This window comes from Clostridium sp. UBA871 (assembly GCF_002295255.1).
Lineage (GTDB): Bacteria > Bacillota > Clostridia > Clostridiales > Clostridiaceae > Clostridium_J > Clostridium_J sulfidigenes.
Map to the genome: position 1 here is coordinate 214,566 of NZ_DBFV01000002.1, position 18,376 is coordinate 232,941.

At 27.6% G+C, this 18,376-nt stretch carries 20 protein-coding genes; 11 read left to right on the forward strand and 9 right to left on the reverse strand.

What is annotated here, in order from left to right; translation table 11 throughout:
- The first annotated feature begins 6 nt into the window (after positions 1-6).
- The 4 genes from B3086_RS18020 to B3086_RS01110 all read left to right on the forward strand — a co-directional run bounded on the left by B3086_RS18020 (position 7) and on the right by B3086_RS01110 (position 4,644).
- Positions 7-105 (forward strand): DUF5348 domain-containing protein, encoded by a 99-nt coding sequence (locus tag B3086_RS18020; RefSeq protein WP_414632263.1) that lies wholly within the window; start codon positions 7-9, stop codon positions 103-105.
- A gap of 223 nt (positions 106-328) precedes the next feature.
- Positions 329-802, forward strand: a complete 474-nt coding sequence (locus tag B3086_RS01100; RefSeq protein WP_346892643.1) for a hypothetical protein — start codon at positions 329-331, stop codon at positions 800-802.
- Between the two features lie 405 nt (positions 803-1,207).
- Complete coding sequence (locus B3086_RS01105; RefSeq protein WP_346892645.1) at positions 1,208-3,193, forward strand: N-6 DNA methylase; 1,986 nt, start codon at positions 1,208-1,210, stop codon at positions 3,191-3,193.
- Positions 3,163-4,644, forward strand: coding sequence for a restriction endonuclease subunit S (locus tag B3086_RS01110; RefSeq protein WP_346892647.1), 1,482 nt, complete (start codon positions 3,163-3,165; stop codon positions 4,642-4,644). Before B3086_RS01105 ends, B3086_RS01110 begins: the two co-directional genes overlap by 31 nt.
- A 326-nt stretch (positions 4,645-4,970) precedes the next feature.
- Here the strand turns inward: B3086_RS01110 and B3086_RS01115 are convergent, their stop codons facing one another.
- The 9 genes from B3086_RS01115 to B3086_RS01155 all read right to left on the reverse strand — a co-directional run bounded on the left by B3086_RS01115 (position 4,971) and on the right by B3086_RS01155 (position 11,764).
- A complete protein-coding gene (locus B3086_RS01115) occupies positions 4,971-5,501 on the reverse strand; it encodes an HK97 family phage prohead protease (RefSeq protein WP_346892649.1) in 531 nt (176 codons plus the stop codon).
- Positions 5,502-6,144: 643 nt separating this feature from the next.
- Complete coding sequence (locus B3086_RS01120; RefSeq protein WP_346892651.1) at positions 6,145-7,374, reverse strand: phage portal protein; 1,230 nt, start codon at positions 7,372-7,374, stop codon at positions 6,145-6,147.
- An 81-nt stretch (positions 7,375-7,455) separates the two neighbouring features.
- Entirely contained in the window at positions 7,456-8,520 is a 1,065-nt protein-coding gene (locus B3086_RS01125) for a phage major capsid protein (protein ID WP_346892653.1), read from the reverse strand.
- A gap of 273 nt (positions 8,521-8,793) precedes the next feature.
- Positions 8,794-9,009: a hypothetical protein gene (locus B3086_RS01130; RefSeq protein WP_346892655.1), complete on the reverse strand. Its 216-nt coding sequence runs from the start codon at positions 9,007-9,009 to the stop codon at positions 8,794-8,796.
- A 246-nt stretch (positions 9,010-9,255) separates the two neighbouring features.
- Positions 9,256-9,552 (reverse strand): hypothetical protein, encoded by a 297-nt coding sequence (locus B3086_RS01135; protein ID WP_346892657.1) that lies wholly within the window; start codon positions 9,550-9,552, stop codon positions 9,256-9,258.
- Positions 9,542-9,706 carry a hypothetical protein gene (locus B3086_RS01140; protein ID WP_346892659.1) on the reverse strand — a complete coding sequence of 55 codons (165 nt, stop codon included), beginning with the start codon at positions 9,704-9,706 and terminating at the stop codon, positions 9,542-9,544. Before B3086_RS01140 ends, B3086_RS01135 begins: the two co-directional genes overlap by 11 nt.
- A 24-nt stretch (positions 9,707-9,730) precedes the next feature.
- Entirely contained in the window at positions 9,731-10,675 is a 945-nt protein-coding gene (locus B3086_RS01145; protein WP_346892661.1) for a hypothetical protein, read from the reverse strand.
- Positions 10,676-10,738: 63 nt separating this feature from the next.
- The gene (locus B3086_RS01150; protein ID WP_346892663.1) at positions 10,739-10,942 is read right to left on the reverse strand and encodes a hypothetical protein; all 204 of its coding nucleotides are present in this window, start codon (positions 10,940-10,942) and stop codon (positions 10,739-10,741) included.
- Between the two features lie 309 nt (positions 10,943-11,251).
- The gene (locus tag B3086_RS01155; RefSeq protein ID WP_346892665.1) at positions 11,252-11,764 is read right to left on the reverse strand and encodes a hypothetical protein; all 513 of its coding nucleotides are present in this window, start codon (positions 11,762-11,764) and stop codon (positions 11,252-11,254) included.
- Positions 11,765-11,912: 148 nt separating this feature from the next.
- On the opposite strand from B3086_RS01155, the gene B3086_RS01160 reads away from it, so the two are divergent.
- The 7 genes from B3086_RS01160 (at position 11,913) to fliB (ending at position 18,281) form a co-directional block, all read left to right on the forward strand.
- Entirely contained in the window at positions 11,913-12,098 is a 186-nt protein-coding gene (locus tag B3086_RS01160; RefSeq protein ID WP_346892667.1) for a hypothetical protein, read from the forward strand.
- Positions 12,099-12,370: 272 nt separating this feature from the next.
- The gene (locus B3086_RS01165) at positions 12,371-12,775 is read left to right on the forward strand and encodes a helix-turn-helix domain-containing protein (protein ID WP_346892669.1); all 405 of its coding nucleotides are present in this window, start codon (positions 12,371-12,373) and stop codon (positions 12,773-12,775) included.
- A 108-nt stretch (positions 12,776-12,883) separates the two neighbouring features.
- Positions 12,884-13,063 (forward strand): hypothetical protein, encoded by a 180-nt coding sequence (locus tag B3086_RS01170; protein WP_346892671.1) that lies wholly within the window; start codon positions 12,884-12,886, stop codon positions 13,061-13,063.
- Positions 13,063-14,628, forward strand: a complete 1,566-nt coding sequence (locus tag B3086_RS01175; RefSeq protein WP_346892673.1) for a recombinase family protein — start codon at positions 13,063-13,065, stop codon at positions 14,626-14,628. The genes B3086_RS01170 and B3086_RS01175 overlap by 1 nt, the downstream gene beginning before the upstream one ends.
- Positions 14,629-14,970: 342 nt before the next feature.
- The gene (locus B3086_RS01180; RefSeq protein WP_346879856.1) at positions 14,971-15,645 is read left to right on the forward strand and encodes a SatD family protein; all 675 of its coding nucleotides are present in this window, start codon (positions 14,971-14,973) and stop codon (positions 15,643-15,645) included.
- Entirely contained in the window at positions 15,635-16,456 is an 822-nt protein-coding gene (locus B3086_RS01185) for a DUF3307 domain-containing protein (RefSeq protein WP_346892675.1), read from the forward strand. The genes B3086_RS01180 and B3086_RS01185 overlap by 11 nt, the downstream gene beginning before the upstream one ends.
- Positions 16,457-17,123: 667 nt before the next feature.
- A complete protein-coding gene (fliB, locus tag B3086_RS01190; protein ID WP_346848800.1) occupies positions 17,124-18,281 on the forward strand; it encodes a flagellin lysine-N-methylase in 1,158 nt (385 codons plus the stop codon).
- Positions 18,282-18,376: the final 95 nt, after the last annotated feature.

An 18,376-nucleotide genomic window follows, 5' to 3' on the forward strand; every position in this document is an offset into this window, starting at 1 on the left:
TGCCCAATATCAGTAAAGATAAAAAATAGGTGGATTCAAGGAAGAGTTGAACATAATGGAAGGGGGTATTATTTCTTAGCCGACAATTTAAAATTAGATTTATAAGAAGATTTATATGCAAAAGATAATTATAAAAAATAAAAGGCACATTCACTAAGGAATGCACCCAATATACTTCGCAACTATATTTTAGCATTCCTTGAAATGATAATCAAGGAGGAAACAATTATGAATATTAAAATATTAAGAAGATACTTTGAAATATGCAAGCAGTATGGATTAGAGCCGAATTGGAATGATTTAATAAAGTTCAAGGAGGGTTACCAATATGTTTAAAATATATATTTACAATCTAGGAACATATCAAACTACCTACTGTACGGTTACAAATCTAGATGAATTAGAAGATGCAATCTTTGAAGCCACAAATCATGGAATGAATGATTATGAAATTGGAGTACTGGATTACCCTTATGATTTTAAGATTGATAATTTACACTCATTATTTATGATATCAGAAGAATATAAAACAAGGATTGAAGATGTTGGTATTCTGTTACAATGTTTTGGTGAAAGTGAAGTTATAGAAATACTTGAACAAGGAAAATTTTACACAGTTATAGAAAGCGATAGTAAAGTAAGTGCTTTCGAAGATTATGTAAATGATTATGATATTATAGAAATTCCATCACACCTAGAAAATTATATTGATTATGAAAGCATGATGATAGATTGGGAATGCGATGGTTTGTTAGTTGAACATACAGGAAATGGAAAATACTTAATGGCTGATAAGTGGTGATTTAACTGGATAAACTAAATAAGTTGAATAAGATTTGATAGTATTATTTCATACACACCTTATTCAATTGAATACATTAAATAAAGTTATTCAGTAAAAATTATTGCTAGTAACGGTTAATCATAACATAAGTAAGTTTTTTATAAATTTGAATTACTACTCGATAAAGAACCACACAATAAATAACGTGTAAATATAGCTTAAATGATAAAGTGTTGAGACATAATTAAAATATTAAGAGATTTAGATATAAGTCTAGGCAATAAGTAATGTGTTGCCTAGGCTTATTATTTTAAGAAATAACACTAATGCCTGGTAATATTGTAGTAAAAATAAGGATTGTGACAGAATTAATAAAAATGGTATAATGTAGTGTAATAATAATATGTCTATTTAGGAGGAAGTATGAATAATTTAGGGACTACTACAATACCAGAAGGTAAGATAAGTGATTATATAGATGGCAAATTTAGAAACGATACACCTGAAGAATATGTAAGACAAAATGTAGAGAAAAGATTAGTTAATGAGCATAAATACAATAAAAAAAATATAGCTGTAGAATTTACATTAAAACTTGGTAGTAATAAACCAAGAGCTGATATAGTCATATTTTCAAGTGACAGTGATAGCAGGCAGCAAGAAAATATCAAGCTAATTATAGAATGCAAGAAGGAAACTGTAGAACCATCTAGTAAAAAAGATGGTATAGAGCAACTTAAATCATATATGTCAGTATGCTCTAACTGTGAATGGGGAATGTGGACGAATGGTAAGTATAAAGAAGTACTAAAAAAGAGCATAGATGAAAGGGGTACTATAATATTTGAAAGTTATAATGATATTCCTTCAGCAGACGGTTCAGTAGATGATGTTGACAGACCCAAAAGAGGAAAATTAAAGAATGCAGTAGAAGATAATTTACTATTTGTGTTCAAAACATGTCATAATTATATATATATAAATGATGGAATGCAGAAACAACCGGCATTTTTTGAATTCTTGAAGGTAATATTCTGTAAAATAGAAGATGAAAGAAACATTCCGCACCAATTAGAGTTTTATGCAACTTCTAAGGAAAGAAATAATATAGATGGGCAATTAACAGTTAAAAATAGAATAGATAAAATCTTTGAGAAAGTTAAAAGAAAATATGGAAAGATATTTGATGTAAATGATGAAATAAGTTTAATGCCTAGAAGTTTAGCCTATATAGTTAGTGAACTACAAAAGTATAGTTTGTTAAATACTCATATAGATATAAAAGGAAAGGCATATGAGGAGTTAGTAGGTTCAAATCTTAGAGGTGATAGGGGGGAATTTTTTACCCCTAGAAATGTTATGAAAATGACTGTTGAAATGATAAACCCAAAAGACAACGAAAAAATATTGGATTCATCTTGTGGAACAGGTGGTTTTTTAGTAACAGCAATGAATCATGTTATAAAAAAATTAGAGCATGATATAATTTTAGAATACGGAAAAGACAAAAATGATTGGGGATATGATGAAACAAGAATTTTTCAAGAAAGAATATCTGAAATAGCAAAGAATAATCTTTTTGGATTTGATATAAATCCAGACTTGGTTAAGGCAACTAAAATGAACATGGTAATGAATAATGATGGGAGTGGAAATATTTTAAGAACGGATTCGCTACTACCTCCACACGAATGGACGAATGAGTTTAAAACTAAACTATCTGAGGCATTAGGAATAAATAAATTAGATTTAAGAAATGCAAGTAGTATAGAGTTTTTCGACGTAATTGTGACGAATCCCCCATTTGGAAGCAAAATTCCTATAAAAGATAGGAGTATTTTAGAACAATACGATTTAGCTCATATATGGGAAAAACAAGATGGTAGATGGGAAAAGACCGATAGATTTCAAAGTTCTGTTCCGCCAGAGCAGCTTTTTATAGAAAGATGCTGTCAATTATTAAAACCAGGTGGTAGAATGGGGATTGTTTTACCTGATGCCATATTAAATTCACCAAGCTTGGGGTATATAAGAGAATGGTTACTTAATAAAACCTATTTAATTGCGAGTATTGATTTACATGCAGATACGTTCCAACCTAAAAATGGAACTCAATGTTCTGTTTTAATAGTTAGAAAGAAGACTAAAGCTGAGAAAGATGAAGAATTAGAATCAGGTAATATCAGAAACTATAATATTTTTATGGCGATGGTAGATAGAATAGGTCATGATAAGAGAGGCTCAATACTATTTAAGAGGGATAAATACGGTAACGAACTATTAATTCCATATGAAGAAAATACAGCTGAAGGAGAGACAGTTTCGTTAAAAAAGGTTATTGATGACCAAACAGAAGATGTAGCAAATGTATTCAGTATATGGAAGAGGAAAGAAGGGATAGTATGGTAAGTAATAATGTTCCCTTAAATTCAGATGATATTACAATGGTTCTTCCCGAGGAAAAGTTAAAATGGTGTACTATAAAGATTAATGAAATAATAGAAAAAGATTTTAGAGTAGATGCTGGAGTATTTAGTATAGAAGCAAAGCATGCTTATGAAATAGTACAAAATAATAGCTTAGGTTATGTAAGATTATTAGGTGAAGATGGCTTAATAGAAGAGGCTTTTTATCCTAATAGGTTTAAGAGGATATATGTTGAAAAAGAATATGGAGAAGAATTCTATTTGCCATCACAGATTAATGAGATAAATCCTAAACCGAGTAAATTTATATCATCTAAAACAAAATGTAATTTAGAAGAATTAAAGTTAAAAGAAAAAACCTTACTATTAACTAGATCTGGAACAATAGGAAATTGTACTATAGTTTCAGAAACATTAAAAAATAAGATATTTTCAGATGATGTAATAAGAATAAAATTTAAAGATGATATAGATTTAGGGTATGTATATGCATTTATGAAAACTAAAGTAGGGCTAGCATTAATTAGAAATAATCAGTATGGCTCAGTAGTGTCACACGTAGAACCAGAACATTTGAAAGAAGTAATAATACCCAATGCAGATATTGAGTTTAAGAATAAAATAAATGAATTGATAGTGAATTCTTTTAAATGTAGAGATGAATCAAATGAAATGATTGAGTTAGCTAAGCGGATTCTAATTAAAGAATTAGAACTTAATGATATAAGTGAGGATTTAAAATTTGAGAGTGAAGTAAATTGCTTTCAAGTTTCATTAAATACACTTAATATTAGATTTGATTCATCATATCATATACCAGTAAATCAAAACATTATTAATAATATTAATAAAGAAAAGTGTGAAATTATTAAGCTTGGAGATAAAAGATTATCTAAGAATATTACGTTGCCAGGGAGATTTAAAAGAGTTTATGTCGAAGAGGGGCAAGGCACTCTATTTTTTGGAGGAAAGCAGATATATGAATTAGCTCCTAATTCAGATAAGTTTTTATCTACAAATAAGCATGGCAAACGTATATCTGATGAGCTTGAAATAAGGGAAAATATGGTGCTTATAACTAGAAGTGGTACAATAGGGAAGGTGACTTTAGCACCAAAGCATTGGGAGAATTGGGTTGTTAATGAGCATGTAATAAGGGTAATTCCTGCTGATGATTCTGTTGTAGGATATATATATGCTTTTCTAGATACAGATTATGGACTAGAATTTATAAAGAAATTTACTTATGGTTCTGTAGTTGATGAAATAGATACAACTCATGTTTCAGAAATAAATATACCAGTAATAAAAGATAGGGAAAAGTTTAAAATAATCAATGATTTGGTCTTAAATGCCAATTTAAAAAGAACAGAAGCTTATAATCTTCAATCTAAAGCAATTAATAAAATAAACAACGAATTATTAAGCATATAGAAGTTTAAGCTTTGTTGCAAGCAAATATGTATTGTAAAATTATAATCAGATAAATCTTTGTAATTTTATAACTCGATAAATATTCGGTTATAAAATATTATTGTTTTTATTGATAAGAGTTCTTTTGATACATGTATATGAAATTAGTAAGGGAAAGTATTAGGTAGATTTTTATTTTGAAAACAACCTGATACTTTCTTTATTATTTAATGCTTATTATGCTTCTTATACAATATATTATCAGAATGAAAGTAATCTTAAAGTAAACTCCTTACTGGTTGATAATATTTTTTTATGTGGATATAGATATATTAAGGAATTCTTTGTTATATTAGTTTGTAAAAGTCTAATTTTCTTTTTAGAGTTTCAAGATTATTATAAGGTACTTCTATATTTCTTATTTCGGCATATCCACCGCTATAAGCAGGTTGCTTAGTCATTAATATAGAAATTTCAAATAGATGCATTTCATTAATGGTTCTTTTGATGCCATTCCAAGTGTCCTTAATGGCTGTAAATCCAAAGGAAATACCACTTGTCCCATTTTCTTTAATGCTATTATATAGATTTTTAGCTTTATCGGTTAATGTAGTAATTGCATAAACCCCCTCTTTTCTAACTTCAAATTTTATTGATTCAGCTACATTGACATAGGGAGAGTGGTCAACAAGTAACTGAATATCATTATTTCCTTCAATAGCTTTTATCCAAGTTTCCTGTGGTACATTTTCAATAAATTGTCCGTTCTTGCCATTTAATAATTTGCTATCTCTATAATCATTAACAAGAATTTCGAGCTGATAGCCTTGGCCTAATTCTCTGATTTCAATTTTATTAGTTGTGTATTGTCTTTCCATGTTTTCAATCCCTTTCATATAAAGTAGTTTACTTTGTAAACAGGTTTGATAAAATATAAATATAAACTATTTTTATATAAGCTTATCTTTTAGCTGATTTGCCCATAAAAAAAATATTCAATTGGGTACTTTTTAAATACGGAAACTGGTTATTGTGTTACTGTATTTGTATCTAAAGTATTGTTTTGATAGGGGCTATACCAGTCATGTATCAGTATAGTTGTTAGTTCTATATCATTTACCATTAATTGTTCCTAGTAGTATTTTAGATTCTAAACCTATTTAGTTTATGTAAATATAAATAATTAATTAAACTTAAAACCATTTTTTTATCACAATTAAAAGCTCTCTAAGGCAATAGTTTAATTAATCTTAGAGTATATCTAAGATTAACCAAGATGAACTCTAATGAATAATTTCAAGGTAATTAATAGTTTATATTATTAAATATTATTAGATATCCTAGAAGGCATAATAGTGTTATTGATGGTAGCAATAGCTATTAGAAAATGTATCATAAAAGTAATTAGTAATATTAATTACTTTTAGTAATAAACTATTACAATACACTTACTAGATACAACTATATGCTATCACTACTATCCTTGCATAAGTTTACAAATAAAAAATATAGATACTGCTGCTATTCAGCATTTGAGTTATTAGTAGCTGTATCTATATTACTATTTTTTGCTATATTCTGCCCTTTACTATCAATGGTTTGTCCTAGATTTAATATCTGAATGTCCATATCTTTATTTGCTAAACAATTTCCTAATGATAATAATAACTTATCATTGTCCTCATTAAAGAAAGGTTTCTCGTCCATATATGCTCTACCTTCATTAATAGTCAAAAGACCACCCTTAACAAGCTGTACCACTGCATTAGCTTGCTCTACTACTGATGGTCTTAATAGTTCTTTTGTATTGAATCTAAAGTAGTAGTTTTGTTTTTTTTCTTTTTCTAGCAAGACATGTTTATCTAGTGCATTTTCTAGGCAACATACGATTGGCGATAAAACTCTTTTTAAGAATTTTTCATCTGAATCTATGTTGTGCATATTAAATAGCCTTTCAACATCTTCAACAAAATTTGCCTTAAGCTGTGGAAGTTGTAACTTCTCAACGGATATTTCTAAATTCTTGTATGAAAGACCTTCTTCTAAAATTACAGTTTTACCTGCATTAGTGCCACCTTGATACATGGATTGCCAACTTGTTTTAAGTTTATCTATTGCAACTTGAGTAAGCCTACCACTTGTAGTTAAAATTCCACTTGGAATTACTACATTTTTTAGAGCTGTTTTAACTGTGCTGTCATATTCCATTAATAGTTCCAAAAGATTAGTTGAATTTAATATTCCATTGCCTTTCTCGACAACTAGGAAATCAAAAATATTTGCAATACAAGCTTTATTATTTAGAGTATAGTGAATTTCTATATCTTTAATAATGCCTTTATCATCAACGTATTCCTTTTTAGTTACTGTCTTAGGTTCTACTCTATGAAGTCCGATTATTTTAGAACCCTTTCTATCAATATAAGAATAGCTTTTACCATATAGAAGTAAATCTCTTACTAAGTTATATTTCCAGTTATATGATGTTTCAAATTCAGAGTTTTCATTGTTAAGAAGAAATTCTCTGTAATCAGAGTTCTTCCTAGTTACTTGTAATGAGTTATTTTCGTCATATAAATATATTGGCATCTGTGATACTGTACCAGCTATAAGATTAATATTTTCTGCAACAGATGGAATTTTTTCTATTATAGAATCATTAATGTAGATGTTAGAAGTAGCAAACATCTGACTTAACGCCATTTTAAATGAACGTTCTTCCACTTCTGGTTTTTGTTTTAAAAATCCCATATAAGTCCTCCTTAAAATTTGCTAAAAAAAATTGGGTAAGCTATTACTTACCCAAGATTAATTATCATTATCAATTAAAGGTTATTTTAAAACCCTTACAGCTTGTCTATTAACTAGTGCAACATCACCATAGAATTCAGCTAATACACCTATTTGTCCTGAAGTTGCATATTTTTCAGTTAATACTTGAATGGAAGTATTTTCAGCTAACTTCATTTTTATTGCTGAATTTACATTAGCCAATACAACTGATAAACCTTCAACTGATGGAGTAATTTCAATCTCAATACCTAGAACTTTATAGCTAGGTTTGTCATTTATCATATCTCTAGTTACATAGAACTTACCATCTGCATCTTTTAGTAGTGCAACCTTATTAAATGTTTCTCTGCTCATATAGAATTTAGCACCATTTAATAGAACTGGGTTCATTTCTAAGATTAGTTTTTGTAAATCGTCAATTGATATTGAATCAACAACAGATAAATTAACAATATCACCCTTTAATAACCCACTTGTTAAATGAGTTGCAGTACCATCAGCTTGAAATATCTCTTTTTCTAGAGTTCTTCCCACTCTTTTAGCCAAAGTATTAACTATGTAGTCAATACCAACAGCAGGAGCATTCATTAGTAAACGTTTAGATACAAGAACTAAGTCACCAATTCTCTTATCTTTTAGTACTACTTTATCAAAAGCTTTCAAATCAACTGGTGTTATTTCATCAGTTTCGCCTAGTACTTGTGCAAAACCATCTTCCTTTTCTACAAGGAATTCTAAATCTCCGTTAGCTTGTACCATTTGTGCATTAGAAACAACATTAGATACTTCATATAGCTTTTCAACTATCTCATTAGCTATATTAGCTGGGATTGCATTAGAATGAGTTGTTGAATCAGATCTAACTTCACCTTGTAATAGTTGTTGTGCAAATTCTCTCTTTTCCATATCGTTACCTCCTATGTTTTCTTGCTTTTCTGTTTCAGCAAGTATTGTGTTTAGTTCTCTTAATTCTTTTTCTAAAGATGTATAAGTAAGCTCTTCTGCATCTGAAATAGCTCTTTTTTCTATGTCAGCAGAATTTAAGATAGCTTCCATCTTCTCGATAATTTCATTTTTCTTTTCTAAAAGTTGTTTCTTAGTCATGTAAGAGACCTCCTAAAATAAAATATTTTTTTTATTTAATAGTTAAATTTTTTCATAATAAAAAAAGTAGCAACTAAGATTCGAAATCAATCCTAGTTGCTACTTATTAAAAATGAAAAAGTAAAAATGGACATAAAAAAATAGCTATGTTCGTCGTTAACGTAGCTACAATTTTTACAATAAAATAAACCCAAGGAATCTGTACTTTGAGCATAATAAAGATTTTTAATTTATTTTACTTATATTTATATATACAATGTGTAACATTGTACATTAATTTATTACAAATAGTTTAACTGTATCTATATTAAGGCATTTTATTATTTTCAAAAGTGATTCTTCGTTTGGAGTTGCCTTCCTAGTGAAGTCATAAATAACGTACCAGGGAACTCCGCACATTTGCTGAATTTTTTTCGTAGCATTAATTATATTTTTTTCTTGTGATACTTTCAAAACTGTATTTTTCAAGTATTGCCTATCTATATACATTTGTTTTCACCCCTAAAATTTATTAATTTATTTTATAAAAAGCTTTAAAAAAGATAGGTAGAGGGGAGATAGTAAACCCCTCTACAAAGAAAGTATTGAAAAAAGAAATTCATGAGAATGAATAAAGAATTGGAATCTAAAGGTAAAAAGTGCATTAAAGCATATTTTATCAACTGTTCCAATTAGTTATAATTTATATATACATTGTGTTGTAAATTGTACATAATAAATTAAGTTTTTTTATTATTAGATTATGGAGTTTAAATCTATATGTTTTAATACTACTTTTTTAGGCTTGTCTACCTCTAACCTTTTATCTGAAAGTTTGCCAATTGCAATTTTAGTTTGGTGGAGCTTATCTAGGTTTTGAAAACTTATTAGTTTTTTCTTTAAAGATTTAAGGCTTTTTATATCAATACTACTGTAATATAATAAGCCGATAGATGGATTGTTTTCGTATATATTTACACATTGTGCAAAACCATTTTCTTTAATTTGCTTTAATATAGTGTCTATATGTTTTATTCTTTCTTTATCTGTCATATTGTTTTTGCTCCTTTTTTAATTTAAGTTCTTCTTCTGCTTTTCTTTTAACCCATTTACTGAAGTTCTTATCTCTGAAATATTCAAGTATTTCTGCTTCTTCTTCATTATTTAAGTTGAAGTATACTAATTTGTTGCATTTATTTACCGACATATTAAATTCCTCCTATTTTTGACATTAAAAAACAGATACATTATTTGTAGCTGCATAAACTTCTTGGTACATTTTTTGCGTAAAGTATATAAATCCATTTCCAAATCCAGTTGGTTTATGTTGTTCTTGTTTCTGTTTTTCTTTAAACTTCGATTTGAAATAATCTTCTTTTTCATCAATATAATTATATATTTTTTCTTGTATAGGTATATCATCTAAAAGAATGTCAGCAAGTTCTGCTAATCTTTCTTCGTTCTCTTCATTTTCAATAGTTTCAAGTTTATAACTTTCAAATACAAATTCTATTGATGTTTCCTTTGCTAGTTCTTCTAAAAAAATGCTCTCGACGTAAGCATCATTAATTAAGGATTTAAATTGATAAAAGCTCTTAAACTTCTTAGTTTGTGGTATGCGTAAATTATTCCATACCTTTTGGGAAATTTCTTTAAAGACTTTAAATTCTTCCTTTGAAATCAGTGCAAAATTCTTATTCGTGTAAGCATTGTATCTTTTTTCAACTTTAATAAGATTAAGTATTTGTAGCTTTTCAATATTTCTTCTTATTTCGGTATAAATGCTATTTGCAGTTTCTAAGTTATCAGTTTTAAAACCACATCTTTCTGATAGAGTTTTAACAGTAAGAAAATCTTTTTTTTCAAGTTGATTAAAAAAAGAAATCTTATTTACAAGTACTGCTCCGACAAATTTAGAATTAGAATTTTCATTCCAACCTTCTGCATTCTTATTACCTTTGTTACCATGTTCAAATTTTGTTTCTAATGGCTGTTTATAAACTTCAATTACATTGATTTCTGTTGTGTTACAGTCATCAATATTCCACTTACAGCATTCTGATAATTTTCTTTCAAATGCTTTCCTAGTTCCTGTACTTTTTATAGGGGATTGGTAGTTAAACAATATATGTAGTTCTTTTTTTTTATATTTTTTTGATTCTAAAATTGTTGACATATAAAACGCTCCTTTTACTATAAAATTTGTTTCGTTGATATAAAAGAAAAAAGTAACTATTTTTTAGTTAGCTACTTTTTTATATGGTACTCTTAATTCATTTAATCTATTTTGAAGTTTGTTACTATCATAAAATCTAAAAACTGTTACTTGGGTATTTTTTCTATTAGGGTGTGTGTCATAAAGTTTAAATCCTTCTGATAGTAGCTTACTAGCAATTTGGATGTTAAAAACTCTTTGTAATTGTATCATTTCATTTTGTTGCATAATATCATACTCCTTTTGATATGTTTTATTAACCTATAATTTATATATATACAATTGTATATATAGTACATAATATTTATTAAAAAATTTTAGAATCATTTAGTATTTATATTTTTATTATATAAAGCTCTATATAGTAGTACATTAAAGCAATTAAATAATTTTGATACACAAAAAGTAACCTTTTGTATTGAATATATAAATAATATATATTTTATATATTATAAAGAAAAAACATTATTATATATATAAACAATACAATTGGTTACTTTTGTAGTTTATTACAATATTAAAGTTAGAATAGGGATGCTAAAATATGGAGTTAGTTTCAGTCTCATCTAATTCATTTATGCGGGTAACTTTATAGTTCGCACCACTAGTACCTTGAGCAATAGGAGTTGACCCATATTTTTTTACATGACATTTAATTAAAAAAGATTCATAATCTCTTCTTTGAGAATCTGCGATGTTACCAATATCATAAACCTTAAGGTTTATTTTACAACCGTTCCAATAATAGGAATTTAGGGAGTAGTTGACGTTACTATTTAATCCTTCAAACTCATCATGAGAAATGTGCTGAGAAAATCTTATTCCTGTGGCATCTGCTCTTCTAGCTTCACCAATATATAATGTTTTTCCAGGTTTCTTAGGATAAGGTATATCTGAATCTACAAGGCTATAGATATATATTACATTTACGTTTGAACCTATATGATAAGGATTGGGTACTTTCTTTATCTTTTTTTTACCTAGTGAAAGAAGGATGCCTCTATCAATCTCACTATCTTTTTGTATATTTTTATCAAATAATAATTTCATTTTATATACTCCTTGCTATTGATTAACTAAGATAAATATATCATAATCACATATAAATTAATTAAAATAAAAATTTTATTTAAAGGTGAACTTTCTAAAATTAATTTATATAACATAAGCATATATAAAATTATAGGAGTGATTTTAAATGAAGGAACAATTTTGGAATGAAGAAGTACAAAAGGCAGTGGAAAGGCTGAGTAGAAAAAGATTAATAGAGTTACTACTAAATGTGTGGGATACTGCTACTTTTATTTATGTTGATGAAACAGATGCTCAAAGGATTAAATGTATTGAAGACACTATTAACACAGCGATAGGAATAGATGGATAGGGTAGATATACCCTATCTTTTCTTTTGGAGTTATAGTTTTGTAATTTTAATATTGTAGTTTTATAGTTGTATTTTTATCTTGAAAATCTGTTATTAACCTTAAAAACTCTGTTTTATACCATGTAAACAGAAATTCACTGGTATAAAAAAATATTTTATACGTTAGAAAAGATGTTTCATACCTTAGTTTACACCGATTCCAGTTTTTGTTATAATTATATTATAAATACTACATTACATGGTATTTGAAACTATGTGAAAGGAGGGTTAATGTGGAAAAAAATATATCAGATTTTGCGCTTTATAAGAAAAAGAAAGAATATACAAAAGAGAACTTTTATACTCCAGTTTTCAATGCTTTTATGAGGAATACAGAGTTAAATATCCAAGAAAAAGCTTTCTTTATTTACCTTCAAGGGTTTGGAGACAAATGTTTTCAGAATCAAACTACGATATGCGAAGAATTAACAATAAGTAAACCAACATTAAGAAAACTTATGACTGGTTTAGAAGAAAAAGGATATGTTTATGTTCAAAGAAAATATTCTCATAAAACAAAAGAAAAAGCTTCACCAGTGCTATTCCCTATCCCCATAGACGAAAACACTGGAGAGCTTTCAGAACATAGTAAACAACTTATAGGATACTTATCTAATAAATATCCAAGTGATTACTAATTAAATTATAGCATATAAAATGGATTATTTAAAAACTTTTTAGCACCAAGTGTACTTTTGGAAATGTGTTTATATAACATAATTAAAAGTACATGAGGTGTTTTTATTATGATTGATATAAGAGTTGAAGATAAAATTAAAATTTACCATGACGGAGTTTTAATAATTTGTGGCAACTGCTATAATGATATTAAATCGACTGTTCAAAAAGCAATAAAAGTTATTCAAGATGCTTATCAGCTTAATATCTTAAATAAAATTTTAAGAGAGTTAAGAGAGGTAGCATAATGAATAAGATTGCTTGTTATGTAAGAGTTTCAACAGATAAAGCAGACCAACAAAAATCTTTAGAACAGCAAAGGGTACTACTAGAAGCGCAGTACAAAGATAGAGAGATATTAATGTATTCTGATACGGGTACGGGAACAAGTTTTAAAAGAGCTGGTTTTCAGCAACTTATGTATGATACTGGACTCAATGCAAAGGACTTAAAAGACGGTAGAATGGTTTTTGAAGTTGATGCTGAAAGACAACCACTATTTAATGAGATAGTAGTTATTAATACTTCAAGATTTGCTAGAAATATTGCCATTGTAGATATTTTAAGAGTACTATGGAACTATAAAAGGGTTAACGTTAAGTTTCTTGATGTTCAAAAAGATAGTAGTAATATTAACGATATGATTCTATTGCAGATGTTCTTTGCAATGGCAGAGAATGAAGTTAAAGAAACATCTGTAAGAACCAAGAGAGGTAATAAAACTACTATTCTTCAAAATAAGATAAGAAATAACTCCATATTTGGGTGGGATTTTGATAGGGCAACCAATTCACTAATAAAGAATGAAGAAGAAGCAAAAGTTGTTGAATTTATCTTTAATACATCATTAAAGAATGGACTAAAAATGACTGCTAAGTTAACTAATCAAATGGGATACAGGACTAAGAAAAATAATCTATGGACAGATAGCACTATAAAAACTCTTATAACTAATCCTAAATATAAAGGTTATAATGTCCGCAATAAATTTAATAATGTCAACCTTTTTACTGAAAGTAAAACTAAGTATGTTAGAAAAGAAGATTGGGTTATTCAGCAGAATAACAGGATAGACCCATTAGTGTCAGAGGAACTATGGGAACAAGTGCAAAAAGCTTTAGCATACAGATGTAGAGTAGGTAATAGAGGCCAGAATGCTGCAGTATATGATACCAGAGGCAAACTCAAATGTGCTAAATGTGGAGCATCATATGTTAGATGTGTTGAAACTAAAGTGTCAGATAAAGCAAATCAACTTCATTATTTGATTTGTTCACATAAGAAGAAATATACTAAAAAATATTGTAATGGTGAAAACATTAATATAGAAATGCTAAACAACTATATAGAACAACAAAGAAAAGTATATTACAAGAATATACAATTGCAGATTCAACTTAAAATCATAAGCTTACAAGAAGAATTAGATAGGTTAGATGAAAATGCTAATTCTAATATAATATTTAAAATTCAAGAGCAAGAAACTGAATTAGAAAAGTTAAAATCTAAGTTAGAAAGTTTGATTGAGAATTTCATCTCATCATCTGAAAGTATGCAAGATGTTATTGAAAGAAAAATAAAAGAACTTGAAGTGAAAATTCAATCAATAGACAATGAGATAGCAAGATTAAAATTGATAAATACTGATAAGGAGAAACACATTAGAGAAATTAATAATAAAATTTTAAAATTGAGAAATGAGTTATTAATGTCTAATGATAAAGAGTTAACTAGAACAGAATGGTTAGATAAAGTGGAGAAAATATTGATAGGTGGAAAAAGAGATATCAAAGCTATATACAATCTTGATTAATTTTTTTGCTTATTGTTCTGTCATAAAGGTACAAAAGTGGGACGACGAAGATTGTATAATGCATATTTAAAGTTATGTTGTTAGGTGAGGTGTTATTTTACACCTCATTTTTTAAATTTTAAAATATTGAATAAGTAAAATTGGTGGACCCAAAAAGGAAAAATGTAGAATATAATATAAGTACATCAAAAGTAATAATGCTATTATAAGTGCATCAAAGGTGATGATGCTATTATGAGTGCATCAAAAGGGATGATGCTATTGTAAATGCATCATCATTGAAAAAGTATCTAATAAATGTTAAAATTAAAGAAATATTTAAGAAATTATGAGGTAATAAGCATGTACTTTGCAATTATAGGTGATATAGTTGAGTCAAAAAAGATATTAAATAGAAATGAAGCTCAGGAAAAATTAAATCATATATTAAAAGATATAAATATTGAATATGAAAGAAACATTGCTGCAAAATTTATTATTACATTAGGAGATGAATTTCAAGGTTTATTAAGTAATCCTATTCATTTATTTGATATTATTGATAAAATTAAGTTTAAAATGTATCCTATAAAAATTAGATTTGGAGTTGGGATTGGTAATATTTATACTAATATAAATAAAGAGATGGCATTAGGGGCTGACGGTCCAGCATATCATTATGCTAGAAAAATGATAGAGGAGATTAAAATATTAAATAAAACAAACAGTAAATCACAATATAATACAGATATAGGGGTTAGTTCGATTTATAAAACTGATATAGTTAGTTTAATTAATAATAATTTATGCTTATGTTACTTTATAGAAGAGAAGTGGACAGATAAGCAAAGAGAGCTTATTGAAAAAATAATGTTTTCAAATAAAACTCAAAGGGAAATTGCTAATGAATTAAATTTAGTTCAATCAAGCGTACAAAGGAGATTAAAGAGCTCAGGATATTATAATTATATTTATGTAAAACATAGTTTGAATAGAGTTTTGATGGAAGTGTGGGGAGAATATAAATATGCAGATTAAATTTATTGTACTGTGCTTGATAGCACATGTGGTTGGGGATTATTATTTGCAAGATGATGAAATGTCAGAGCTAAAGAAGGAAAAAATAGGTGGCGTATTTAAGCATTCAGTATTCTATAGCATTCCATTTATTTTAATTTTACTTTTGTTTAAGAAAAGTTATAAGATAACAGGATTAATACTATTATTATGCTTAGCTCATTTATTGATCGATGTAGTAAAATATTATTTATATAAGGGATATTTAAAAATATTTCATACTGCATGTAAAAAGAATAAAGTAAAGAAGTATATTAAATCATGGATGGTATATATATTTGATCAAGTTATACATATAATTTTACTTATAGCCGTAATAGTTTGTTTTAGGGAGAATTTATATCATCCAATAGATACATTGTATATTGGATATAATATATTGGGTATCGATGGATTAACGGTTTTAAAATGGGCATTGATGGTGTTATGTATGCATAAGCCGGCAAATATAACTTTTAAAATAATATTTTCAGGATGTAAGCCTAAGGGAAACTTAGTTACTAGTAATAATTCGGTAGTTAACAATAGTATCAATAGCAGCGTTGCTAACAATGGTAGTAATAATGGCGCAGTTATAGGTTTTTTAGAACGTATAATAATTGCTATGTTTTTATATAGTAATCAATACTCGGCTATAGGATTCATTTTAACAGCAAAGTCAATTGCTAGATATAATAAGATTTCTGAGGATGCAGAATTTGGTGAGTATTATTTAATTGGAACATTATTTAGTACTTTATTTGTTATAGTTATTTATAACTTTATTTTTTAATCGGTTAATAAGATATTTTAATATATTAACTTGAGTTATTCACTAAAATTATTTATATAAGGACAACTACTGCATAGTTTAAATGGTATATATCTACAGCCAGTAACAATCTTAGCCGCTATAGATTATTAAATTTAATTTTCTTGTTTAATTCACATATTTTTCTATTAAACTATTCATATGAGTCTCTCCATTGTTAAGTGTTTTTCTGCAAGTTAACCATAACAAAGGAGGGACTCCTTTTCTATATTTTCATCATTTTTTAGGTGAAAAGCAAAATGTTAATAAATATAGGTATCAAGCTATGCATGGTTTTTATTTTTCTATGAATAATTCAGGTTAAAGCATATAGTTTTTGATAAAAGTATATTTTTTAAAAAAATAAGAATGTGAGAAGAAAAGAATGATGTTAGAATAAGTAAAAGCATATTTACAATATAAAATTATGAGAATATGATAAAATAGAATTTAACATAAGGCATCTTCGAAAAATAAATAAGTCAGAATGTTCGTCTATTTTGTGTTATACTGCGTCAACAGAACCCTTAGATAGTGCTACTATCTGCGGAACCTGTTTCCTTGTCTAACTCAAAATATACTTCCCATCTTTGACTTATTATTTATTTTCAGATACCTTAAATATATAATAAAAACTTTGAGGTGAAAAATGAAAATAAGAGTACCAAAATATCTTAATAAATTCAAATGTATAGCAGACAAGTGTGAGGATACATGTTGTGCTGGTTGGGAAATTGTTATTGATAAAGAAACTTATGATTACTATGAAAATCTTAGTGGTAGCTTTGGAGAAAGACTAAGAAGTGAGATAGTCAATGATGGAGAAGACAATATATTTGTATTGAAAAAAGGAAATTGTGCCTTTCTAAATGAAAACAAATTATGTTATATATATAATGAACTTGGAGAAGATGGTCTTTGCTATACTTGCAAGAAGTATCCTAGGTATATGGAGGAGTTCGGGAACTTACGAGAAATAGGTATATCACTTTCCTGTCCAGAGGCAGCAAGGATAATACTAGGTGATTCTAATAAGGTTGAATTTGAGTTAAGTGAAAATGATGAGTTTATAACTTCCTATAACGATATTGATGCCATGCTATTTATCGACCTTATGCAGTGCAGAAGTATAATTTTTAATATACTTCAGAATCGTAGTATTGATTTAAATATAAGAGCTGCTATAATTCTTGACTTTGCAAAGGAAGTTCAGGATAAGATAGATGAGGACGATCTAACTAGTTTAAAGACCATTAAAGAAAGATATATGGATAAAAACTTTATAAACAAGACTAGTGATGATCTTAATAAAACTATTAGAGATAAAGAACAATGGTATACTGATATAGAAGAGTATTTTTATGTATTTAAAGGCTTAAAGCATATAAATAACAATGATCCCTTAGGCTTAGATAAGGTGTTATCTTATATTAAGAGTAGTGCTGAGAATAAAGATATTTATCTAGATAAATATAAGGAATTTAACAATTTTTATAAAGATAATATGTATAAGTTTGAAAATATATTAGTTTATTTTGTGTTTAGATACTTTATGAAGGCTGTCTTTGATTATGATGTGGCTGCTAAAGTGAAGACTGCCGTGGTGAGTTATTTAATGATTAAACAGTTATGTGTAGTAAGGTGGATAGAAAGTGGAGAGCTTAGTGATGAGGATATGGTAGATATAAGTCATACATATTCTAAAGACATTGAACATTTAGAGGAGAATATAGACACCTTGGCAGAGATTTTTAAAAGAAATCCTGTATTTAAAGAAGATAGAATTATAAATATACTAATAAACTAAAAATAAGGTATTAGATAATTAAGTAATATTTAGACTACTTCGATTTTGAAATATTAGATTACAAATGAAAAAATTAAACTTATAGTTGGAGAAGG